Annotated in this window: 14 protein-coding genes; 10 read left to right on the top strand and 4 right to left on the bottom strand. The window is 58.9% G+C overall.

Annotation, left to right across the window (positions count from 1 at the left end; translation table 11 throughout):
• Positions 1-28 precede the first annotated feature (28 nt).
• The 3 genes from dnaJ (at position 29) to exaC (ending at position 3,321) form a co-directional block, all read left to right on the top strand.
• On the top strand, positions 29-1,198 hold the full coding sequence (gene dnaJ, locus WG915_RS03815) for a molecular chaperone DnaJ (protein WP_339564050.1): 1,170 nt from the start codon (positions 29-31) through the stop codon (positions 1,196-1,198).
• 11 nt (positions 1,199-1,209) lie between these two features.
• Entirely contained in the window at positions 1,210-1,602 is a 393-nt protein-coding gene (locus WG915_RS03810) for a heat shock protein transcriptional repressor HspR (RefSeq protein WP_339564049.1), read from the top strand.
• 198 nt (positions 1,603-1,800) lie between these two features.
• Complete coding sequence (exaC, locus tag WG915_RS03805; RefSeq protein WP_339564048.1) at positions 1,801-3,321, top strand: acetaldehyde dehydrogenase ExaC; 1,521 nt, start codon at positions 1,801-1,803, stop codon at positions 3,319-3,321.
• 3 nt (positions 3,322-3,324) lie between these two features.
• Here the strand turns inward: exaC and WG915_RS03800 are convergent, their stop codons facing one another.
• Together WG915_RS03800 and WG915_RS03795 are read right to left on the bottom strand one after the other, a co-directional pair.
• Positions 3,325-4,500: an alpha/beta hydrolase gene (locus WG915_RS03800; protein WP_339564047.1), complete on the bottom strand. Its 1,176-nt coding sequence runs from the start codon at positions 4,498-4,500 to the stop codon at positions 3,325-3,327.
• Complete coding sequence (locus WG915_RS03795) at positions 4,487-4,720, bottom strand: hypothetical protein (protein ID WP_339564046.1); 234 nt, start codon at positions 4,718-4,720, stop codon at positions 4,487-4,489. Before WG915_RS03795 ends, WG915_RS03800 begins: the two co-directional genes overlap by 14 nt.
• Before the next feature lie 93 nt (positions 4,721-4,813).
• On the opposite strand from WG915_RS03795, the gene WG915_RS03790 reads away from it, so the two are divergent.
• Positions 4,814-5,587 carry a carbon-nitrogen hydrolase family protein gene (locus WG915_RS03790; RefSeq protein WP_339564045.1) on the top strand — a complete coding sequence of 258 codons (774 nt, stop codon included), beginning with the start codon at positions 4,814-4,816 and terminating at the stop codon, positions 5,585-5,587.
• Here the strand turns inward: WG915_RS03790 and WG915_RS03785 are convergent.
• On the bottom strand, positions 5,576-6,667 hold the full coding sequence (locus WG915_RS03785; protein ID WP_339564044.1) for a hypothetical protein: 1,092 nt from the start codon (positions 6,665-6,667) through the stop codon (positions 5,576-5,578). The genes WG915_RS03790 and WG915_RS03785 overlap by 12 nt on opposite strands.
• Before the next feature lie 28 nt (positions 6,668-6,695).
• On the opposite strand from WG915_RS03785, the gene WG915_RS03780 reads away from it, so the two are divergent.
• The gene (locus WG915_RS03780) at positions 6,696-8,015 is read left to right on the top strand and encodes an MFS transporter (RefSeq protein ID WP_339564043.1); all 1,320 of its coding nucleotides are present in this window, start codon (positions 6,696-6,698) and stop codon (positions 8,013-8,015) included.
• 8 nt (positions 8,016-8,023) lie between these two features.
• Here the strand turns inward: WG915_RS03780 and WG915_RS03775 are convergent, their stop codons facing one another.
• Positions 8,024-9,121 (bottom strand): NAD(P)-binding domain-containing protein, encoded by a 1,098-nt coding sequence (locus WG915_RS03775; protein WP_339564042.1) that lies wholly within the window; start codon positions 9,119-9,121, stop codon positions 8,024-8,026.
• Between the two features lie 152 nt (positions 9,122-9,273).
• Here WG915_RS03775 and clpB point away from each other — a divergent pair, with 152 nt between their 5' ends.
• From clpB to WG915_RS03750, 5 genes are all read left to right on the top strand, one after another.
• Entirely contained in the window at positions 9,274-11,817 is a 2,544-nt protein-coding gene (gene clpB / locus WG915_RS03770; RefSeq protein ID WP_339564041.1) for an ATP-dependent chaperone ClpB, read from the top strand.
• Positions 11,818-11,954: 137 nt separating this feature from the next.
• Positions 11,955-12,635 (top strand): AzlC family ABC transporter permease, encoded by a 681-nt coding sequence (locus WG915_RS03765; protein WP_339564040.1) that lies wholly within the window; start codon positions 11,955-11,957, stop codon positions 12,633-12,635.
• Positions 12,628-12,948 (top strand): branched-chain amino acid transporter permease, encoded by a 321-nt coding sequence (locus WG915_RS03760; protein WP_339564039.1) that lies wholly within the window; start codon positions 12,628-12,630, stop codon positions 12,946-12,948. Before WG915_RS03765 ends, WG915_RS03760 begins: the two co-directional genes overlap by 8 nt.
• Before the next feature lie 38 nt (positions 12,949-12,986).
• Complete coding sequence (locus WG915_RS03755; protein ID WP_339564038.1) at positions 12,987-13,814, top strand: sulfurtransferase; 828 nt, start codon at positions 12,987-12,989, stop codon at positions 13,812-13,814.
• Positions 13,815-13,825: 11 nt separating this feature from the next.
• Positions 13,826-15,082, top strand: a complete 1,257-nt coding sequence (locus tag WG915_RS03750; RefSeq protein WP_339564037.1) for a hypothetical protein — start codon at positions 13,826-13,828, stop codon at positions 15,080-15,082.
• Positions 15,083-15,090 lie beyond the last annotated feature (8 nt).

Genomic DNA, 15,090 nt, shown 5'->3' with positions numbered 1-15,090 from the left:
GGTAAATGCAGAAAGGAGGAGATGCCCGATGACGCAACGCGAATGGGCGGATAAAAATTACTATGCGGACTTGGGGGTCTCCTCGTCTGCTGATCATGCCGAGATTAAGAAGGCTTATCGCAAGCTAGCGCGCGATAACCACCCGGACAAAAACCCTGGCGATAAGCTTGCAGAAGAGCGTTTCAAGAAGGCCGCCGAGGCATATGACGTGCTCGGCGACGAAAAGAAACGCAAAGAATACGATGACCTGAAAGCCATGCTGGCATCCGGAGGTTTCGGCGGATTCAGCGGACGAGGAGGTCCGGGCTTCCCCGGTGGGTTTCAAGGTAGCCAAGGATTCGAGGACATTCTCCGAGACGGCGGATTTGCTAGCGAAGGTGGCATTGGGGATATCTTCGGTGGCCTTTTCAACCGCGGTGGCCATAGCCGCACAGCAGCTGCGCCAACGCGGGGGGCCGACGTCGAAACGTCCATCACCCTGGAATTCCGCGAAGCGGCCAAAGGGACCACGATCCCCATTCAACTGAGTGGGGAAGCGCCCTGCACTGATTGCCACGGATCTGGATCCAAATCCGGAAACCCATCCGTATGTGGGGATTGCAGTGGCACGGGATATACCTCGGAAAATCGAGGGGCCTTCGGGTTCTCTGCACCGTGCACCAAGTGTGGTGGTTCTGGACGCGTGATCACCGATCCGTGCGCAACCTGCACTGGAACTGGGACTGTGCGTCGTACTCGGTCCATCACGGTGCGTATCCCAGCCGGTGTTGAGGATGGTCAGAAGGTCCGGCTCGCCGGGCAAGGCGAAGCGGGACCCAACGGCAAGCCGGCGGGCGACCTATTCGTCACGGTGTCCGTCAAACCTGACAAGGTATTCACCCGAAAGGGCGATGACCTGCAGGTGACGGTTCCAGTAAGCTTCGGCGAGCTCGCACTTGGCGGGACAATCGCTGTTCCGACTTTGGATGCCCCTGTGCGGGTGAAAATACCGGCAGGAACCCCTTCTGGGCGCGTGCTGCGAGTTCGGAATCGGGGAGTACATCGTGCTTCTGGAGCGCAAGGTGACCTGTTGGTGAAGGTAGAAGTCCACATTCCTCAAAACATGGGTGCAGCAGAAACTTCTGCATTGCGCAGCTATGTCCAGGCCGAAAAGGACGCGGGGCATGATCCTCGTGCCGATTGGGTCGGGGCGGAATAAGGAGGAATCTGATGAGTAGCCGAGGGGCGGATAACGAGGTCTTCGTTATTTCTGTCGCTGCGGAACTCGCGGGAATGCATGCCCAAACGCTGCGGACCTACGACAGGATAGGCCTGGTTATTCCGCAGCGGACAAGGGGAGGCGGCCGGCGATACTCGCGTCGGGACGTAGATTTGCTGCGCGAGATCCAGCGACTTTCCCAAGAAGAAGGTGTGAATCTTGCGGGAATTAAGTCCATCATCGAGTTGACCCAAGAAAACGAAAAGCTCAAGGCGGAAAACGAACAATTGAAACGTGAACTCGCAGACAACCAACGTCCGCGCAGTCATGGTGAATTGGTTCACGTGCCACGCTCCACCGCTGTGGTGATGTGGGAACCGCGTCGAAAACGGCGCAAGCCTTAGCTAGTCCGCCCGTCAGTGTTTCGCTGGCGGGCTTTCGCATTTCCGAAATTTGCCTAATTAACAAAACCTTTCCTAGCTGCGACCTTTCAAAGAAGGGACTGCAAATATAGTAAATGTGATTGCGGACACATTTCCCCCTGGTTAGGCTGAGCGAAATTCAACCATTTCCCACGCTCAGCACTTGAAAGGACGTCCCCAATGGCGGTATACGCAAACCCTGGCACCGAGGGCTCGATCGTAGAATTCAAGCAGCGCTACGAGAACTTCATCGGTGGAGAGTGGGTGGCTCCAGTTAATGGCAACTACATGGATAACCTCTCCCCAGTCAACGGTGAAGTCTTTTGCCAGGTCCCCCGCTCTGATTCCGATGACATCGAGAAAGCGCTCGACGCGGCGTATGCCGCAAAGGATGCATGGGGCAAGACCAGCCCGGCGGAACGTGCAGCATTGCTGCTCGCCATAGCCGAGCGCATGGAAGAGAACCTCGAAAAGATTGCGGTCGCGGAGACCTGGGACAACGGTAAAGCTGTGCGCGAAACTCTTGCTGCCGATATCCCCCTGGCAATCGATCACTTCCGCTACTTTGCGTCGGTGGTGCGCACCCAGGAGGGGCGCATGTCGCAAATCGACGACAATACCGTTGCCTACCATTTCCTCGAGCCAATCGGAGTGGTGGGGCAGATCATCCCCTGGAACTTCCCGCTGCTCATGGCTGCGTGGAAAATCGCGCCTGCCCTCGCCGGCGGTAACTGCATCGTCCTCAAGCCCGCTGAGCAAACGCCGGCATCAATCCTCTACGTCATCGAACTCATTGCAGACCTATTGCCAAAGGGCGTGCTGAATGTGGTGAACGGCCTCGGTGCTGAGGCAGGTGCCGCCCTGACGGCTAGCTCGCGGATTAGCAAAATCGCGTTTACGGGCTCTACCGAGGTCGGCAAGATCATTCACTCCGCAGTTTCGGACAAGATCATTCCGGTCACTCTGGAACTCGGTGGCAAGTCGCCGTCGATCTTCTTCCCGGACATCATGGATAAGGATGATGACTTCCTAGACAAGTGCGTGGAGGGCCTTGCCATGTTCGCACTCAACCAGGGCGAAGTGTGTACCTGTCCATCTCGGGCGCTCATCCATGAAGACATCGCGGAGGAGTTCCTCAAGCGTGCGGTGAAGAAGGTGGAATCCCTTAAATTTGGCAACCCGCTTGATACCGAAGTGCAAATGGGCGCGCAGGCTTCTCAGGAGCAGATGGACAAGATCACCGGCTATCTCAAATCCGGCCCTGCTGAGGGTGCAGAGACGCTCACTGGCGGTGGCATCAACAAGATCGACGGTTTGGAAGGCGGCTACTACATCGAGCCGACCATCTTCAAGGGTTCCAATGACATGGCGTGCTTCCGAGAGGAAATCTTCGGCCCTGTTCTCGCAGTGACGACCTTCAAAACCTTCGAAGAAGCCATGGAGATTGCTAACGATACGATCTACGGCCTCGGTGCTGGGGTGTGGAGCCGAAACGGCAACACCGCCTACCGGGCTGGCCGCACGATTCAGGCGGGCCGAGTGTGGGTGAACAACTACCACTCCTACCCGGCGCATGCGGCCTTCGGCGGCTACAAGCAATCGGGCATCGGCCGGGAAAACCATGCCATGATGATGAGCCACTATCAGCAAGTCAAGTGCATGCTGGTGTCCTATGACGAGAAGCCGACCGGCTTGTTCTAATCCTCAAGGATTCCTATCCTGCAGCGTGCGCAACCGGCGGTGAAACTCCGGATCAGTCCAGTATGCCGAGTGCCCGCCGGCTGCCGGCCATACCTCCGCCCCAAATTCCGGGTCGGCGGGATCAGGACCGTGGACACCGCTGCGGGCGGTCACCGAGAGCCCGATCGGATCTGCAGTGGAGGTCGTGGCGATCACCCGTGGACGCTCAGACTTGAGGTTGAGCTGATCGGCACGGTGTACTCCGACACCGGGACTACCCGCGAACACCACTGCATCAGCGGTTAGACCACGGCCCTGCGCAGCATGGCCGGTGACAACTGACCCGTAGGAATGACCAACCACCGTGAGATGAGGTTCATTGCCCACTCGCGCGGCCCGCCGCTTGAGCTCCGCCTGAAAGTCTCGCAGCCGCGTAGCACCGATACTCGCGGGGCCAGTAGCGGTAGCCGCGAGTAGGTTGTTCGGCGCGCGATAGTCGATCCAGAGCACTGCGGCGCCACCCGTGGTGCGCGAGATTCCTTGTGCCCGGGTGGCGTACCCTGCCCAGTCTGCAGGATCTGCTGACCCCACTCCTGGCACGAGGGTAGTGACGGCGGGTGCGGTGTCTATCTCACCAAAGGCCAAGATAACGCCGTCGCTGGCCGGCATGAAACGAGCTGTGGGGAATCGCTCGGCTAGGGCGCGGATTTCTGGACCGGCGGTACTGACCACAAACTCGTGGATTTCTTGCTGGCTGGCATCAGAAAAGTCACTGAGCGTGGTGTTCGTTGGTTGTTGCTCAGTGCAAATGGCAGTGATTTCCTGCGCGCAAGCCCGATCCACCGCCTTTCCTAACTCAGCAATCTCCGCTAGGAGGAGATCTACTGAACGGGAGCGCTGCCCGATGCGATCCAGGGAAGCAGTGAGCTTATCGACGTCAATCTCCAGCGCAGCGGCAACCTCCGCAGCCCGGGAGAGCACCCCAGCGACAGCACTCATCTGACTGATTACTTGCGCCTGTTGTTTCGCAGTCGCGGAATCGGAACGCCGGGCAGCCTGGAGAAAGTCGGCATCGCTACCGGCTGCAAAGAGGGTTTCCCACCGCTGGTCATTGGCGTGGAGAGCTTGAGACTGCCGGGTGGCGAGCTGGGAAAGCTGGCGGGCGGCGTCGTAAAGCTCAGGTGCCCTAACCGGCAGCACGCAGCGTCCTTGTGATCATGTCGTCCTGCGTCCGTAGCTGCGCGATGGTCCTGAGTACTTGCCGGTGGCTCGCCTGCAGGGATTGGGAGCACCGGTTGGATTCTTCTCGCCACTTCGCGCTCGCGGTGGACAACGCTGCCGCGGTGAGCGAACTACCTGGCAGATCAGGGAAATGTGTGGGGAACTCAAGTGGTTGTGTGGGTGTGGTGGTGATGTTCATGCCCTGCATGGTGCGGACTGGATGCAATGTGAGCAAGGCCCGGTTTCGCAGATCTGTGGATAGTTTGTGGCTATCCACATAAGCTTGGGGGCCATGAAGATCGCATTGGCACAGATCCTTTCCTCTGGAGATAAGCTAGACAACCTGGCTCGTATTCAAGACACAGCGCGGGAAGCTGCGCAACGTGGAGCTGAGCTGATCGTCTTTCCAGAAGCGGCGATGAAAGCTTTTCAATCGGGGCGGCTGGATGAAGCCGCAGAACCCATCGATGGTCCCTTCGGTACGGCCATTAAGGAACTCGCCGCCGAGGTCAAGGCCATGATCGTGGTCGGAATGTTCACCCCGGCGGATACCCAGGGCAAGTTCAACCGGGTGCACAACACACTGTTGATCACAGACGGTCAGGCTGTTAAACGCTACGACAAAGTGCATACCTATGATGCCTTCGGATACACCGAATCGGATACGGTCGCGCCCGGGGCGGAGCTGGTGACCTGGGGAAAGTTGGGTTTTGCTACCTGCTATGACATTCGCTTCCCAGAGCAATTCAAGGCACTAGCTAGTAGCGGCGCCAAAATCATCGTCTTGCCGGCATCATGGGCTAATGGAGAAGACAAACTGCGGCAATGGCAGCTGCTGGGGAGCGCTCGTGCATTGGATTCCACCAGCTTCGTGGTTGCGGTGGGCCAGGCACAGCCGCCGGAGGCTACACCCGGCGATCCCACGGGAATCGGTCATTCTGCACTTATCAGCCCGACCGGGAAACGCATCGTTGAAGCTGGCTACGGTGAAGAGTTGCTGGTAGCCGAGATTGAACTCAGTGACGTAGATAAGGCGCGTGCTACACTGCCCGTCCTACAGGGCTAGCACCTGGATGTTGTCTGCTGGGGTGCCAGCTTCGATCAACTGCGCACGTGTTTGCTGCGCCCACTCGGGAGCGCCGGAAATGAGTACCTCGCGATCTGCCCAGGTTCCCCACGAACTCACCGAAGCAGCAAGTGTCCCCACCTGCTGCAAGTGCAATCCGCGCGGAGCCTGAGAGTGTTCGGTCGCACCAACCCACCACTCGTCCGCGGGCTTCTCGACGACCGGTGTCACCGACAACCACGGCGTGTTTGCTGCAATGTGCCACAATCCCTGCAAATCATAGAGCTCCCCGGGGAACTCCGCGCCGAAGAACAGGTGTATCCGGTTCGTGGTGCCACGCATAATTTGGTCTAGCAGGATTGCCCGGAGTGCCGCGAGGCCGGTGCCCCGCGCGATCAAAAGCGCATCGTTTTCGCCGCTCAGATGCAGGTTGCCATGCCCGGGCCCGAAGTACCACTCGTCACCTGGCTGGGATACCGCGAGTCGCGAAAGTTCCGGGGTCTCGGAGAGGTGAAACTCGATGAAACCGGCGTCGCTAGATGGCAATGCAGGAGCGAGGTGTGGCCAATAGCCACGGGCGAGCGAAGAAGAGACGGCGAGGTATTGGCCCGGCAGGTACTGGATCGGATTGGGGCATTCGAGGCGAATCACCGTGATCCGGCGTGAGCGACGCTGCACTTCTACAACCTTGCCCCATCCGGGTGGGGGAATCTCTGAAAGCGTGGACACCAACAGTTTTGACAGTTTGCTGAGTTTTTGGTCGGCGACGTGAACCTCCGAATAGGGGAGGTCAGTGCAGAACTCCCGGATGCATTTTCGGATGATGTCGAGGCCTGTTTGGGCGATCTCCGGTGTGAGTCCGAAGGCGCGGTGGTCCCGGGCAAAGGTGACTACCAGATCTTCGTTTAGCTCGTTATCCAGTATAAATGAGAGTGCAAACACCAATTCTTGGTGCGCATCTTCTTGTTTTGCGGGAAACAACAGGCGGGTTTCTGGGCGCGTGAGAAAGAGCTCGCTCAGTACGCGTTCGCGGAACGCCTTCTGCTCAGCGAGCAATACATTCGTAATTGGCCCTGGCACACGTCCATTGTGCCGTTAGGATCTTCACATGGACAACTCCGCCTCCATGTGTGCACAAAGTCGCACGCAGCGTTTGGAAGAACTACCAGTCACCCGCAAACACGCCCGTTTGCTCAGTGTTTCCGGGATTGGGTGGGCGCTCGATGCCATGGACGTTGGACTGATTTCTTTCATCATGGCAGCCCTAGCGGTGCAGTGGAACCTCAGCAAACAGGAGGTGTCTTGGCTAGGTTCTGTCGGTTTCGTCGGGATGGCCATCGGTGCATCATTGGGCGGCTTGCTCGCCGACAAAATCGGGCGTCGACAGGTTTTCGCCGCAACGCTGCTGATCTATGGAATCGCTACTGGGGCATCGGCCCTCGCAGGGTCGCTCGCAGTGCTAATGATCCTGCGATTTTTTGTGGGGCTTGGGCTGGGAGCGGAGCTTCCTGTGGCTTCCACATTGATTGCCGAGTTCTCCCCGCGGGCAGTGCGGGGACGGATGGTAGTGCTGTTGGAAGCATTCTGGGCGGTGGGTTGGATTCTCGCTGCGGTCGTCGGCACGTTTGTTGTTGCCAACGGCCATGACGGTTGGCGGTGGGCGCTTGCGCTAGGGTGCATCCCGGCGCTGTACTCGATCATTGTGCGCGTCGGTATGCCGGAGTCGGTGCGTTTCCTTGAATCGCGTGGGCGCCACGAGGAAGCCGAGACGGTAGTGCAGTCTTTTGAGCAATCGCGGATCCTGTTTGAGGTGACGCCAGCGCGGGCGATGGAAACTGCGGTTGTTGCTGATTCGATTTGGGATAGAGCTGTGCGTTCTCGGACTGCGGCGCTGTGGGTGATTTGGTTCTGCGTCAATTTCTCCTACTACGGCGCGTTCATCTGGATTCCTTCGCTGCTGCACGCGCAGGGCTTCACCCTGGTGAAGTCTTTCACCTTCACGTTGATCATCACGGTGGCACAGCTCCCGGGATATGCCGTTGCGGCCTATCTCATCGAGAAATGGGGGCGCCGATCCACCCTGGCAGCTTTTCTTGTCAGCTCTGCTGTTGCCGCGGGCATGTATGGCTTTGCGACGGCCGAATGGCAGATCATCCTTGCTGGATGCCTGCTGTCCTTCTTCAACCTGGGGGCCTGGGGTGCGCTGTACGCCATTGGCCCCGAGCTGTATCCAACCAATATTCGTGGTCAGGGGACTGGCGCGGCAGCAGGCTTCGGCCGGATTGCTTCCATCATTGCGCCGTTGTTTGTCCCGCCAGTGTTGGCCACATTGGGGACGATGGGCTTGTTTGCCTTGTTTGCTCTCGCTTTCGCGATTGCGGCGATGGCGGCGTTCGCACTTCCGGAGCTCAAAGGCCACACCATCTAGCCGCCGCGCTATCTAAGCAGTTTTGACGCAGCGGAGGCGGCCCTGCGACCAGCGCGGGTCGCTCCAATGGTGGAAGCAGTCGAGCCGTAGCCAGCGAGCAGTACTCGCGGGTTTCTGGCGGTAGTGACCTCATCCGTCATGTGGATTCCCCCTCGTGGTGAGCGCAGATGCAGCGGGGCCAGGTGCTGTAGTGAAGGGCGGAAGCCAGTATTCCAAAAGATGATGTCCGCATCCACGAACGTGCCCGCTGGTAGTGGGTCCCAACCATAGGCTGGGCTGGGTGGTGTGCCTGCGAAGACCACTCCTTCGGGTGTTATCTGGTCAAACATGCCACGGGAAACTAGCAGACCACTGTTAACGCCGGCGTGATAGTCAGTGCGCGCCGGGATGCCGGTGTTGGATACCACTGAGCCGGGGCCCTCCCCGCGCAGGGTGCGTGCGCGCACCCGCTTCTCGACGTCTAATCCCCATGACGCTGATGTGGCGTTGCCCAGGAATTCTGGTGGCTGTCGTGTGGCCCAGACCGTCGGGGTCTCGGCGCCCAGTTCGAGTAGGAATTGGATCGCGGAGAGTCCGCCGCCGACGACCACGGTGCGACGATCCGCAAAATCAGCTGCGCGGACAAAGTCCTTAGTATGGAGTTGCTTTCCCTGGAAAGTTTCGATGCCGGGGATATGGGGGATGAACGGGGAATCCCAGGTGCCGGTGGCGGAGATGATGATGTGGGCGCAGATGCTCTCCCCGGAGGAGAGCTCAAGTTGAAATGGCACGTGTGGGCTGTCCTGGGAGACGCGTAGCACTCGGATAGGGCGTCGAACCGCCAGGTTAAACAGCTCTTCGTAGGATCCGTAGTATTCGGAGACTAAACGTGACGCGGGAACGGTGTCGTCGCCACGTGGTGCCGCTAGGCCGGGCAGGTCGGCGATGCCGTGGGTCTTGCCGAGAGTTAAGGAGTCCCAGCGGTGCCTCCAAGCGCCGCCGGGGCCGTCGTTGGCGTCGAGGATGAGGAAGTCGCTGCCGGGGCGAAGACCGCGGTTGGTGAGTTGCTGCGCGGAAGCGAGTCCTGCCTGGCCTGCCCCGATTACCACTACCTTAAATGGGGTCACGTCAACATGGTAAGCATGTGTGAGGCTCGGAGCAAGCTCTTGAGTCAAGGGTTGTCAACTTTAATTGTGTTGCATATCACAGTGTTTCCGTGAGTTGAGTGGAACACGCTCAATCTGTTGAGTGTTAGAACTAGTAGAAAGAGAGGAAAAATATGAATTCATTTAACCCAACCACTAAGACTTCGGAAGCGCTGCAGTCAGCATTGCAACTCGCTTCCGCTAACGGAAACCCAGATATTCGACCCGCACATCTGCTTGTCGCAATTTTGGAGCAGGCTGATGGCATTGCCGCTCCTGTCCTACAGGCCGCAGGCACGGACCCTAAAACGGTGTTGGGCGAGGCGAAATCGAAGGTTGATAGCTACCCTAAAGCCTCGGGGACGAACCTGGCCAACCCGAATTTCAATCGCGACGCCCTCAATGTGCTCACTGCAGCTCAGGAGTTGGCCGGCGAGCTAGGAGATGAATTTGTCTCCACTGAGGTGCTCTTGGCGGCAATTGCCCGCGGCGATTCCGATGCTGCTGACATCCTGAAGTCTCGTGGCGCCACCTATGACGTTATTAAAAGCGCTTTCACTGCGGTGCGTGGCTCTCAGAAGGTCACCTCCCAAGACCCGGAGGGACAGTTCCAAGCGCTGGAGAAGTACTCCACCGATCTGACCAAGCTGGCCCGTGAAGGCAAGATTGATCCGGTTATCGGACGTGATGAAGAGATTCGTCGCGTAGTCCAGGTGCTGAGCCGTCGCACCAAGAATAACCCAGTGCTGATTGGCGAGCCTGGCGTTGGAAAGACGGCGATCGTCGAGGGGCTAGCGCGTCGAATCGTGGCGGGTGACGTACCTGAATCTCTACAAGGGAAAGCCTTAATTAGCCTAGATCTCGGCTCGATGGTTGCCGGGGCGAAGTATCGCGGTGAGTTCGAAGAGCGTCTTAAGGCTGTGCTTGACGAGATTAAGGCCGCCGAAGGGCAGGTCATTACCTTCATTGACGAGCTGCACACGATTGTGGGTGCCGGTGCCTCCGGTGAGTCTGCAATGGATGCCGGGAACATGATCAAGCCGCTTCTTGCCCGCGGTGAACTGCGACTCGTCGGCGCCACCACTTTGGAGGAGTATCGCAAATACATCGAGAAGGATGCCGCGCTGGAGCGTCGCTTCCAGCAGGTCTATGTCGGTGAGCCCTCAGTCGAGGATGCCATCGGCATCCTGCGTGGCCTGAAGGAGCGCTACGAGGTGCACCACGGCGTACGCATTCAAGACTCGGCGCTAGTGGCTGCTGCGACGCTGTCCGATCGCTACATCACCTCGCGCTTCCTGCCAGATAAGGCAATCGACCTTGTTGATGAAGCGGCCTCGCGCTTGCGCATGGAGATCGATTCTTCCCCGCAGGAAGTCGATGCACTTGAACGCGTGGTTCGTCGCCTCGAAGTGGAAGAGATGGCGCTGGAGAAAGAAACTGATGCGGCATCCAAGATCCGCCTCGACAAGCTGCGCCAGGAGCTTGCCGATGAAAAGGAGAAGCTCGGCGAACTAAAAACCCGCTGGGCTAATGAGAAGTCCTCCATCGATCGGGTGCGCACCGCGAAAGAGGAATTGGAGCGTCTGCGCGGCGAGTCTGAGCGGGCGGAACGTGAGGGCGACTTAGGTAAGGTTGCCGAGCTGCGTTACGGCCGGATTCCCGAGCTGGAAAAGGAAGTTGCGGAAGCTGAGTCCAAGATCCAGGCATCCATGGTCACGGAGGAAGTCACGCCGGATACCATCGCCGATGTGGTCTCCGCCTGGACTGGGATCCCAGCCGGAAAAATGATGCAAGGGGAAACGGAAAAGCTGCTGAACATGGAGGCTGAACTGGGTAAACGTGTGGTCGGACAGGACGCCGCAGTGGTAGCGGTCTCTGATGCCGTGCGCCGTTCCCGCGCCGGCGTTGCCGACCCAAATCGCCCAACCGGTTCCTTCCTCTTCCTGGGCCCTACCGGTGTGGGTAAAACGGAGCTGGCGAAGGCTCTCGCGGAATTCCTCTTTGATGATGAACGCGCCATGGTTCGCATCGACATGTCCGAGTACGGTGAGAAGCACTCTGTTGCCCGCCTCGTCGGAGCCCCTCCGGGATACGTTGGATACGACCAAGGTGGCCAGTTAACCGAGGCTGTGCGCCGCCGCCCCTACACCGTCGTGCTTTTCGACGAAGTGGAGAAGGCTCACCCAGACGTCTTCGATATTTTGCTGCAGGTCCTCGACGAAGGTCGCTTGACCGACGGCCAAGGCCGTACCGTGGACTTCCGCAACACACTGCTGATCCTCACCTCTAACCTGGGGGCTGGTGGCACTAAGGAACAGATGATGGATGCCGTAAAGCATGCCTTCAAGCCAGAGTTTGTCAACCGCCTCGACGACGTGGTCATCTTCGACGTTCTTTCTCAGGAGCAGCTGACCAGCATCGTAGATATTCAGGTGGGGCAGTTGGCAGCTCGCTTGGCTGCCCGCCAGCTGCAGCTGCAGGTGTCCGATGCAGCCCGCCTGTGGCTCGGGGAGCGCGGCTACGACCCAGCGTATGGCGCGCGTCCACTGCGTCGCCTCATCCAACAGGCTATTGGCGACCAGTTGGCCAAGAAGCTGCTAGCCGGCGACGTCGTGGACGGAGACACCGTACACGTGGATGTTGCTGATGGCGGCGAGTCGCTGGAGCTCTCGGCCTAGATCCAGCCTGATTCTGCCCCGTGGAAATGAGTTGCCCGCCCGACAAGGCTGAGGTGGAACAGCTTTCCATGGGGCAGTTTTCCCTCCGTACCCCCAGTGCGAATGGGGACGCCCACACAAAACTACAATGACCGGTTATGACCCAGCGTGCGCCAATCCACACCGCCATCTCCAAAGCCGGCGTGGTGTGGTTTGGCATTATGGTGCTGGGTATCGGTTTCGGAGTATTGGCCGTGGACAACGGCTTTCCGTGGTGGGCAGCGCCCCTGATCTCCCTCACGGTTCTCGCCGGTTCCATGGAGTTCATTCTCATCGGTTTGATCGCTGCGGGCGCACCATTGCTGAGTATCGCTGTGGCCACCTTGCTCATCAATTTTCGCCACCTCTTTTATGGGCTTACCTACCCCCTTGAGGCTTTCAAGAAGCCATGGCAACGGCTCTACATAGTTTTCTGCATGGTTGATGAGGCTTTTGCGGTAGTGATGGGGCTGCCACGAGAAGAACGCGACCCAAAAGTAATGTGGTGGATCCACGTTGGGCTGCACATGTCCTGGGCGGGTGGCTCGCTGATAGGCGCAGTGTTTGGTGCGCGCCTGCTTGGTGGTTTGGCGGGATTGGACTTTGTCCTCATCGCCCTGTTTGTGGTGCTGGCCATGGATTCCTGGCACGTTAACAAAGATGCGGTTGGTCTGTTGCTGGCTGTTGGTGCTGCTGGGGTGGGCGCGATGTTCGGACACCAACAAATGATGCTCATCGCAATGACCTTGTTTGCGGTAGCACTAGTGATTCGTCACAAGGTGGTGGGACGCCATGAGTAGCTACTTCTTCTTCGCCGTCGCCACCTGCGTCGCCGTGACCTTCGCTTTGCGCACAGTGCCCTTCCTGGTCAAAACCCGGTTGTACGGTTCGGCGCTGCTAGAGAACTTCGGCCGGTGGATGCCCATGGGGGCAATGTTTATTCTTGCCCTCTACTGTTTGACGGGAGTGAACTGGGGCAGCACCAACATCAATGTGGGATACGGGCTCGGGTTGGCTGCGACCGTAGTAGTGCACGCTTGGCGTCGTAACGCGGTGCTGTCGATCGTGGCCGGTACCGCTGTGTGCGTCTGCTTCTCGACGTTCCTAGCCTGATGCTGCACCTACCCGCAGTCCCGCCTAGACTTGGTGCCATGATCACCATCACCCCGGCTGACCTTGTACAACGCGTACGGGATTCCCGCAAAACCACGATCGTCGCATCCGTGTGGGAGCCCGGTATGGGCGCGAGTCTGACCCGCTTTCTCACCGAACACATCCCAAACGCGCAGTTTTGCGACACCTCGCTAGCGCTAGCAGGAATTCCTTCGAGTCAAGAAGGGCGCAACCCGTTGCCGGACCCGCTGCAGCTGCAGCGGTGGTTCGTCAAAATGGGTGTCAACGCCGAAAGCCCGGTTGTAATCTATGACTACGGCAAAGGCTTTCTTGCCGCCCGTGCCTGGTGGATCCTGAAGTGGGCGGGTGTTCCGGACGTCCGGATCCTTGATGGTGGCATTGACGGCTGGAGGCGCGCCGGGCTGCCCGTCGTTGGTGGACCCGGTAACTTCCCGGCAACCAGCACACTACGGCCGCACATTGGCCAACTACCGACCGCAACATTAGAGGACGTGAAGGCACATCAGGGGATTCTCGTCGACTGCCGTGAGCGTTCCCGCTATTCCGGACAGAAGGAATCCCTCGATCTCAAAGCAGGTCACATCCCGGGTGCCGTGAACTTGCCCAGCTTGGATCTTTTGCATGAGGACTACACCTTCAAGTCCCCGGAGGAGATTCGGGAAAAGTTTGCGGAAATTGGGGTGACCTCTGGTGAAAACGTCATCGTTTACTCCGGTTCCGGGTTGCATTCGGCACAAATGATCGCGACGATGCACCACGCTGGGCTGCCTGGTGCCGCGCTGTTTGTGGGTGGTTGGTCGCAGTGGTCCGCCGATCGTAGTAATCCGGTGCAGCGGGTCGACTAAGCTTTATCCCCGTGTGGTTTATTCTTGCAGCTCTCCTACTCATTGCCATCGCAGTATTTCTGCTGTGGTTTTCGCGTCGTCAACAGCAGCAGCCGGCTCAGGGCGCGTCAGAAGTTGATTCAACCCCGGCTGAACTAGGCGGTGGGGGCACTCAGGGGACTGAGGTGTTGGCAAACGCTGGCCCAGCAATTGGTTGGGATGAGTTGTCCGAACCACTGACACCGGGTGTTGCCCGCAAGATTGAGGTAGTGGAAGACCTTGAACCTGATCTAGGGGAAGAACCAGAACCGGAGCCGATTGCGGAACCGGAGCCAGAACCGGACTCGATCGCTGAGGTAATTGCGGACATCGAGGCGGCGGAACCGGCGGCTCCATCAGAACCCGTGGCAAAACATGCCGAAGACGCAGTGACCGAGTCAGATCCTCGGGAACACCGCGAGCACCGCCTTGGACTCAAACTGCCGGGTGGTGCGCGTCGCGAGCGCAAACACTGGGCGAGCGACCGTGGCTTCGACTACGCCAAGGCTGATGATTATCTAACTGACGAGTGGTCGCGTGGCGCCGCAGCCACTGGTGCAGCGCCACGCGAAGTGGTCTCCGGAGTGGTGGAGAGCTTCGGCTTGGAATATGAAATGTACCTGGTCGATCTGGAAAACGTGCCAGTGATGGCGATTCGGCGCACCGCCGCCAGCGATGTCGTGCTCGATGCCCGCCGCGTTGGCGAGCTGCTTGACGACGACTCCGACGATCTCCTCCCCGTAACCCAAGTTTCAGGTTTCGCGATCCTATCCAACGATTTCGGTGCCGCCGAGCGTGCCATCGACGAGCGCATTATCGCAGCGCTAGCAGCCATGCCTGCAGCCGTGACAGCGGTGTGGGCAGAGTCGGATTGGGTCCTAGCCCAAACCCAGAAGAGTTCTACTTCCGAGGATTGGGATCGGATGATAGAGCCGCTTGCGCTGATTGCCGATGCTTCGCGGATACTGCCACCACGTGCCGTTCGGAACCTAGAGGTTCCGGTGAGAACTCGCCCGGTGGGCGATCCAGTGCTCGTCGAAAAGCAGCAAGAACCGGAACTACTCAGGGTGCCGCGTTCGGAGGACCCTGTCGAAATGCCGAGCAGGGCGCAGCGCGCTTCCCACGGTGTTGTGGAAGCACGTCCGGTGGGAGTAGATGAAGTCGGCGCGATTGCCGAGGGGCCTGCTGAGCTGCCAGAAAGTGACGGCACAAGAGTGGTGCGTCGCGATACCAAACCCACAATCTTCTAAAAACCGCC

The sequence above is a fragment of the Corynebacterium sp. H128 genome (assembly GCF_037482625.1).
Lineage (GTDB): Bacteria > Actinomycetota > Actinomycetes > Mycobacteriales > Mycobacteriaceae > Corynebacterium.
This window is presented reverse-complemented; position numbering and strand designations above follow the sequence as displayed.

Bases quoted from the DNA above. Each gene is read 5' to 3' on its own strand.
- dnaJ (WP_339564050.1), top strand. From the start codon at position 29: ATGACGCAACGCGAATGGGCGGATAAAAATTACTATGCGGACTTGGGG.
- WG915_RS03810 (WP_339564049.1), top strand. From the start codon at position 1,210: ATGAGTAGCCGAGGGGCGGATAACGAGGTCTTCGTTATTTCTGTCGCT.
- exaC (WP_339564048.1), top strand. From the start codon at position 1,801: ATGGCGGTATACGCAAACCCTGGCACCGAGGGCTCGATCGTAGAATTC.
- WG915_RS03795 (WP_339564046.1), bottom strand. From the start codon at position 4,720: ATGAACATCACCACCACACCCACACAACCACTTGAGTTCCCCACACAT.
- WG915_RS03790 (WP_339564045.1), top strand. From the start codon at position 4,814: ATGAAGATCGCATTGGCACAGATCCTTTCCTCTGGAGATAAGCTAGAC.
- WG915_RS03780 (WP_339564043.1), top strand. From the start codon at position 6,696: ATGGACAACTCCGCCTCCATGTGTGCACAAAGTCGCACGCAGCGTTTG.
- clpB (WP_339564041.1), top strand. From the start codon at position 9,274: ATGAATTCATTTAACCCAACCACTAAGACTTCGGAAGCGCTGCAGTCA.
- WG915_RS03765 (WP_339564040.1), top strand. From the start codon at position 11,955: ATGACCCAGCGTGCGCCAATCCACACCGCCATCTCCAAAGCCGGCGTG.
- WG915_RS03760 (WP_339564039.1), top strand. From the start codon at position 12,628: ATGAGTAGCTACTTCTTCTTCGCCGTCGCCACCTGCGTCGCCGTGACC.
- WG915_RS03755 (WP_339564038.1), top strand. From the start codon at position 12,987: ATGATCACCATCACCCCGGCTGACCTTGTACAACGCGTACGGGATTCC.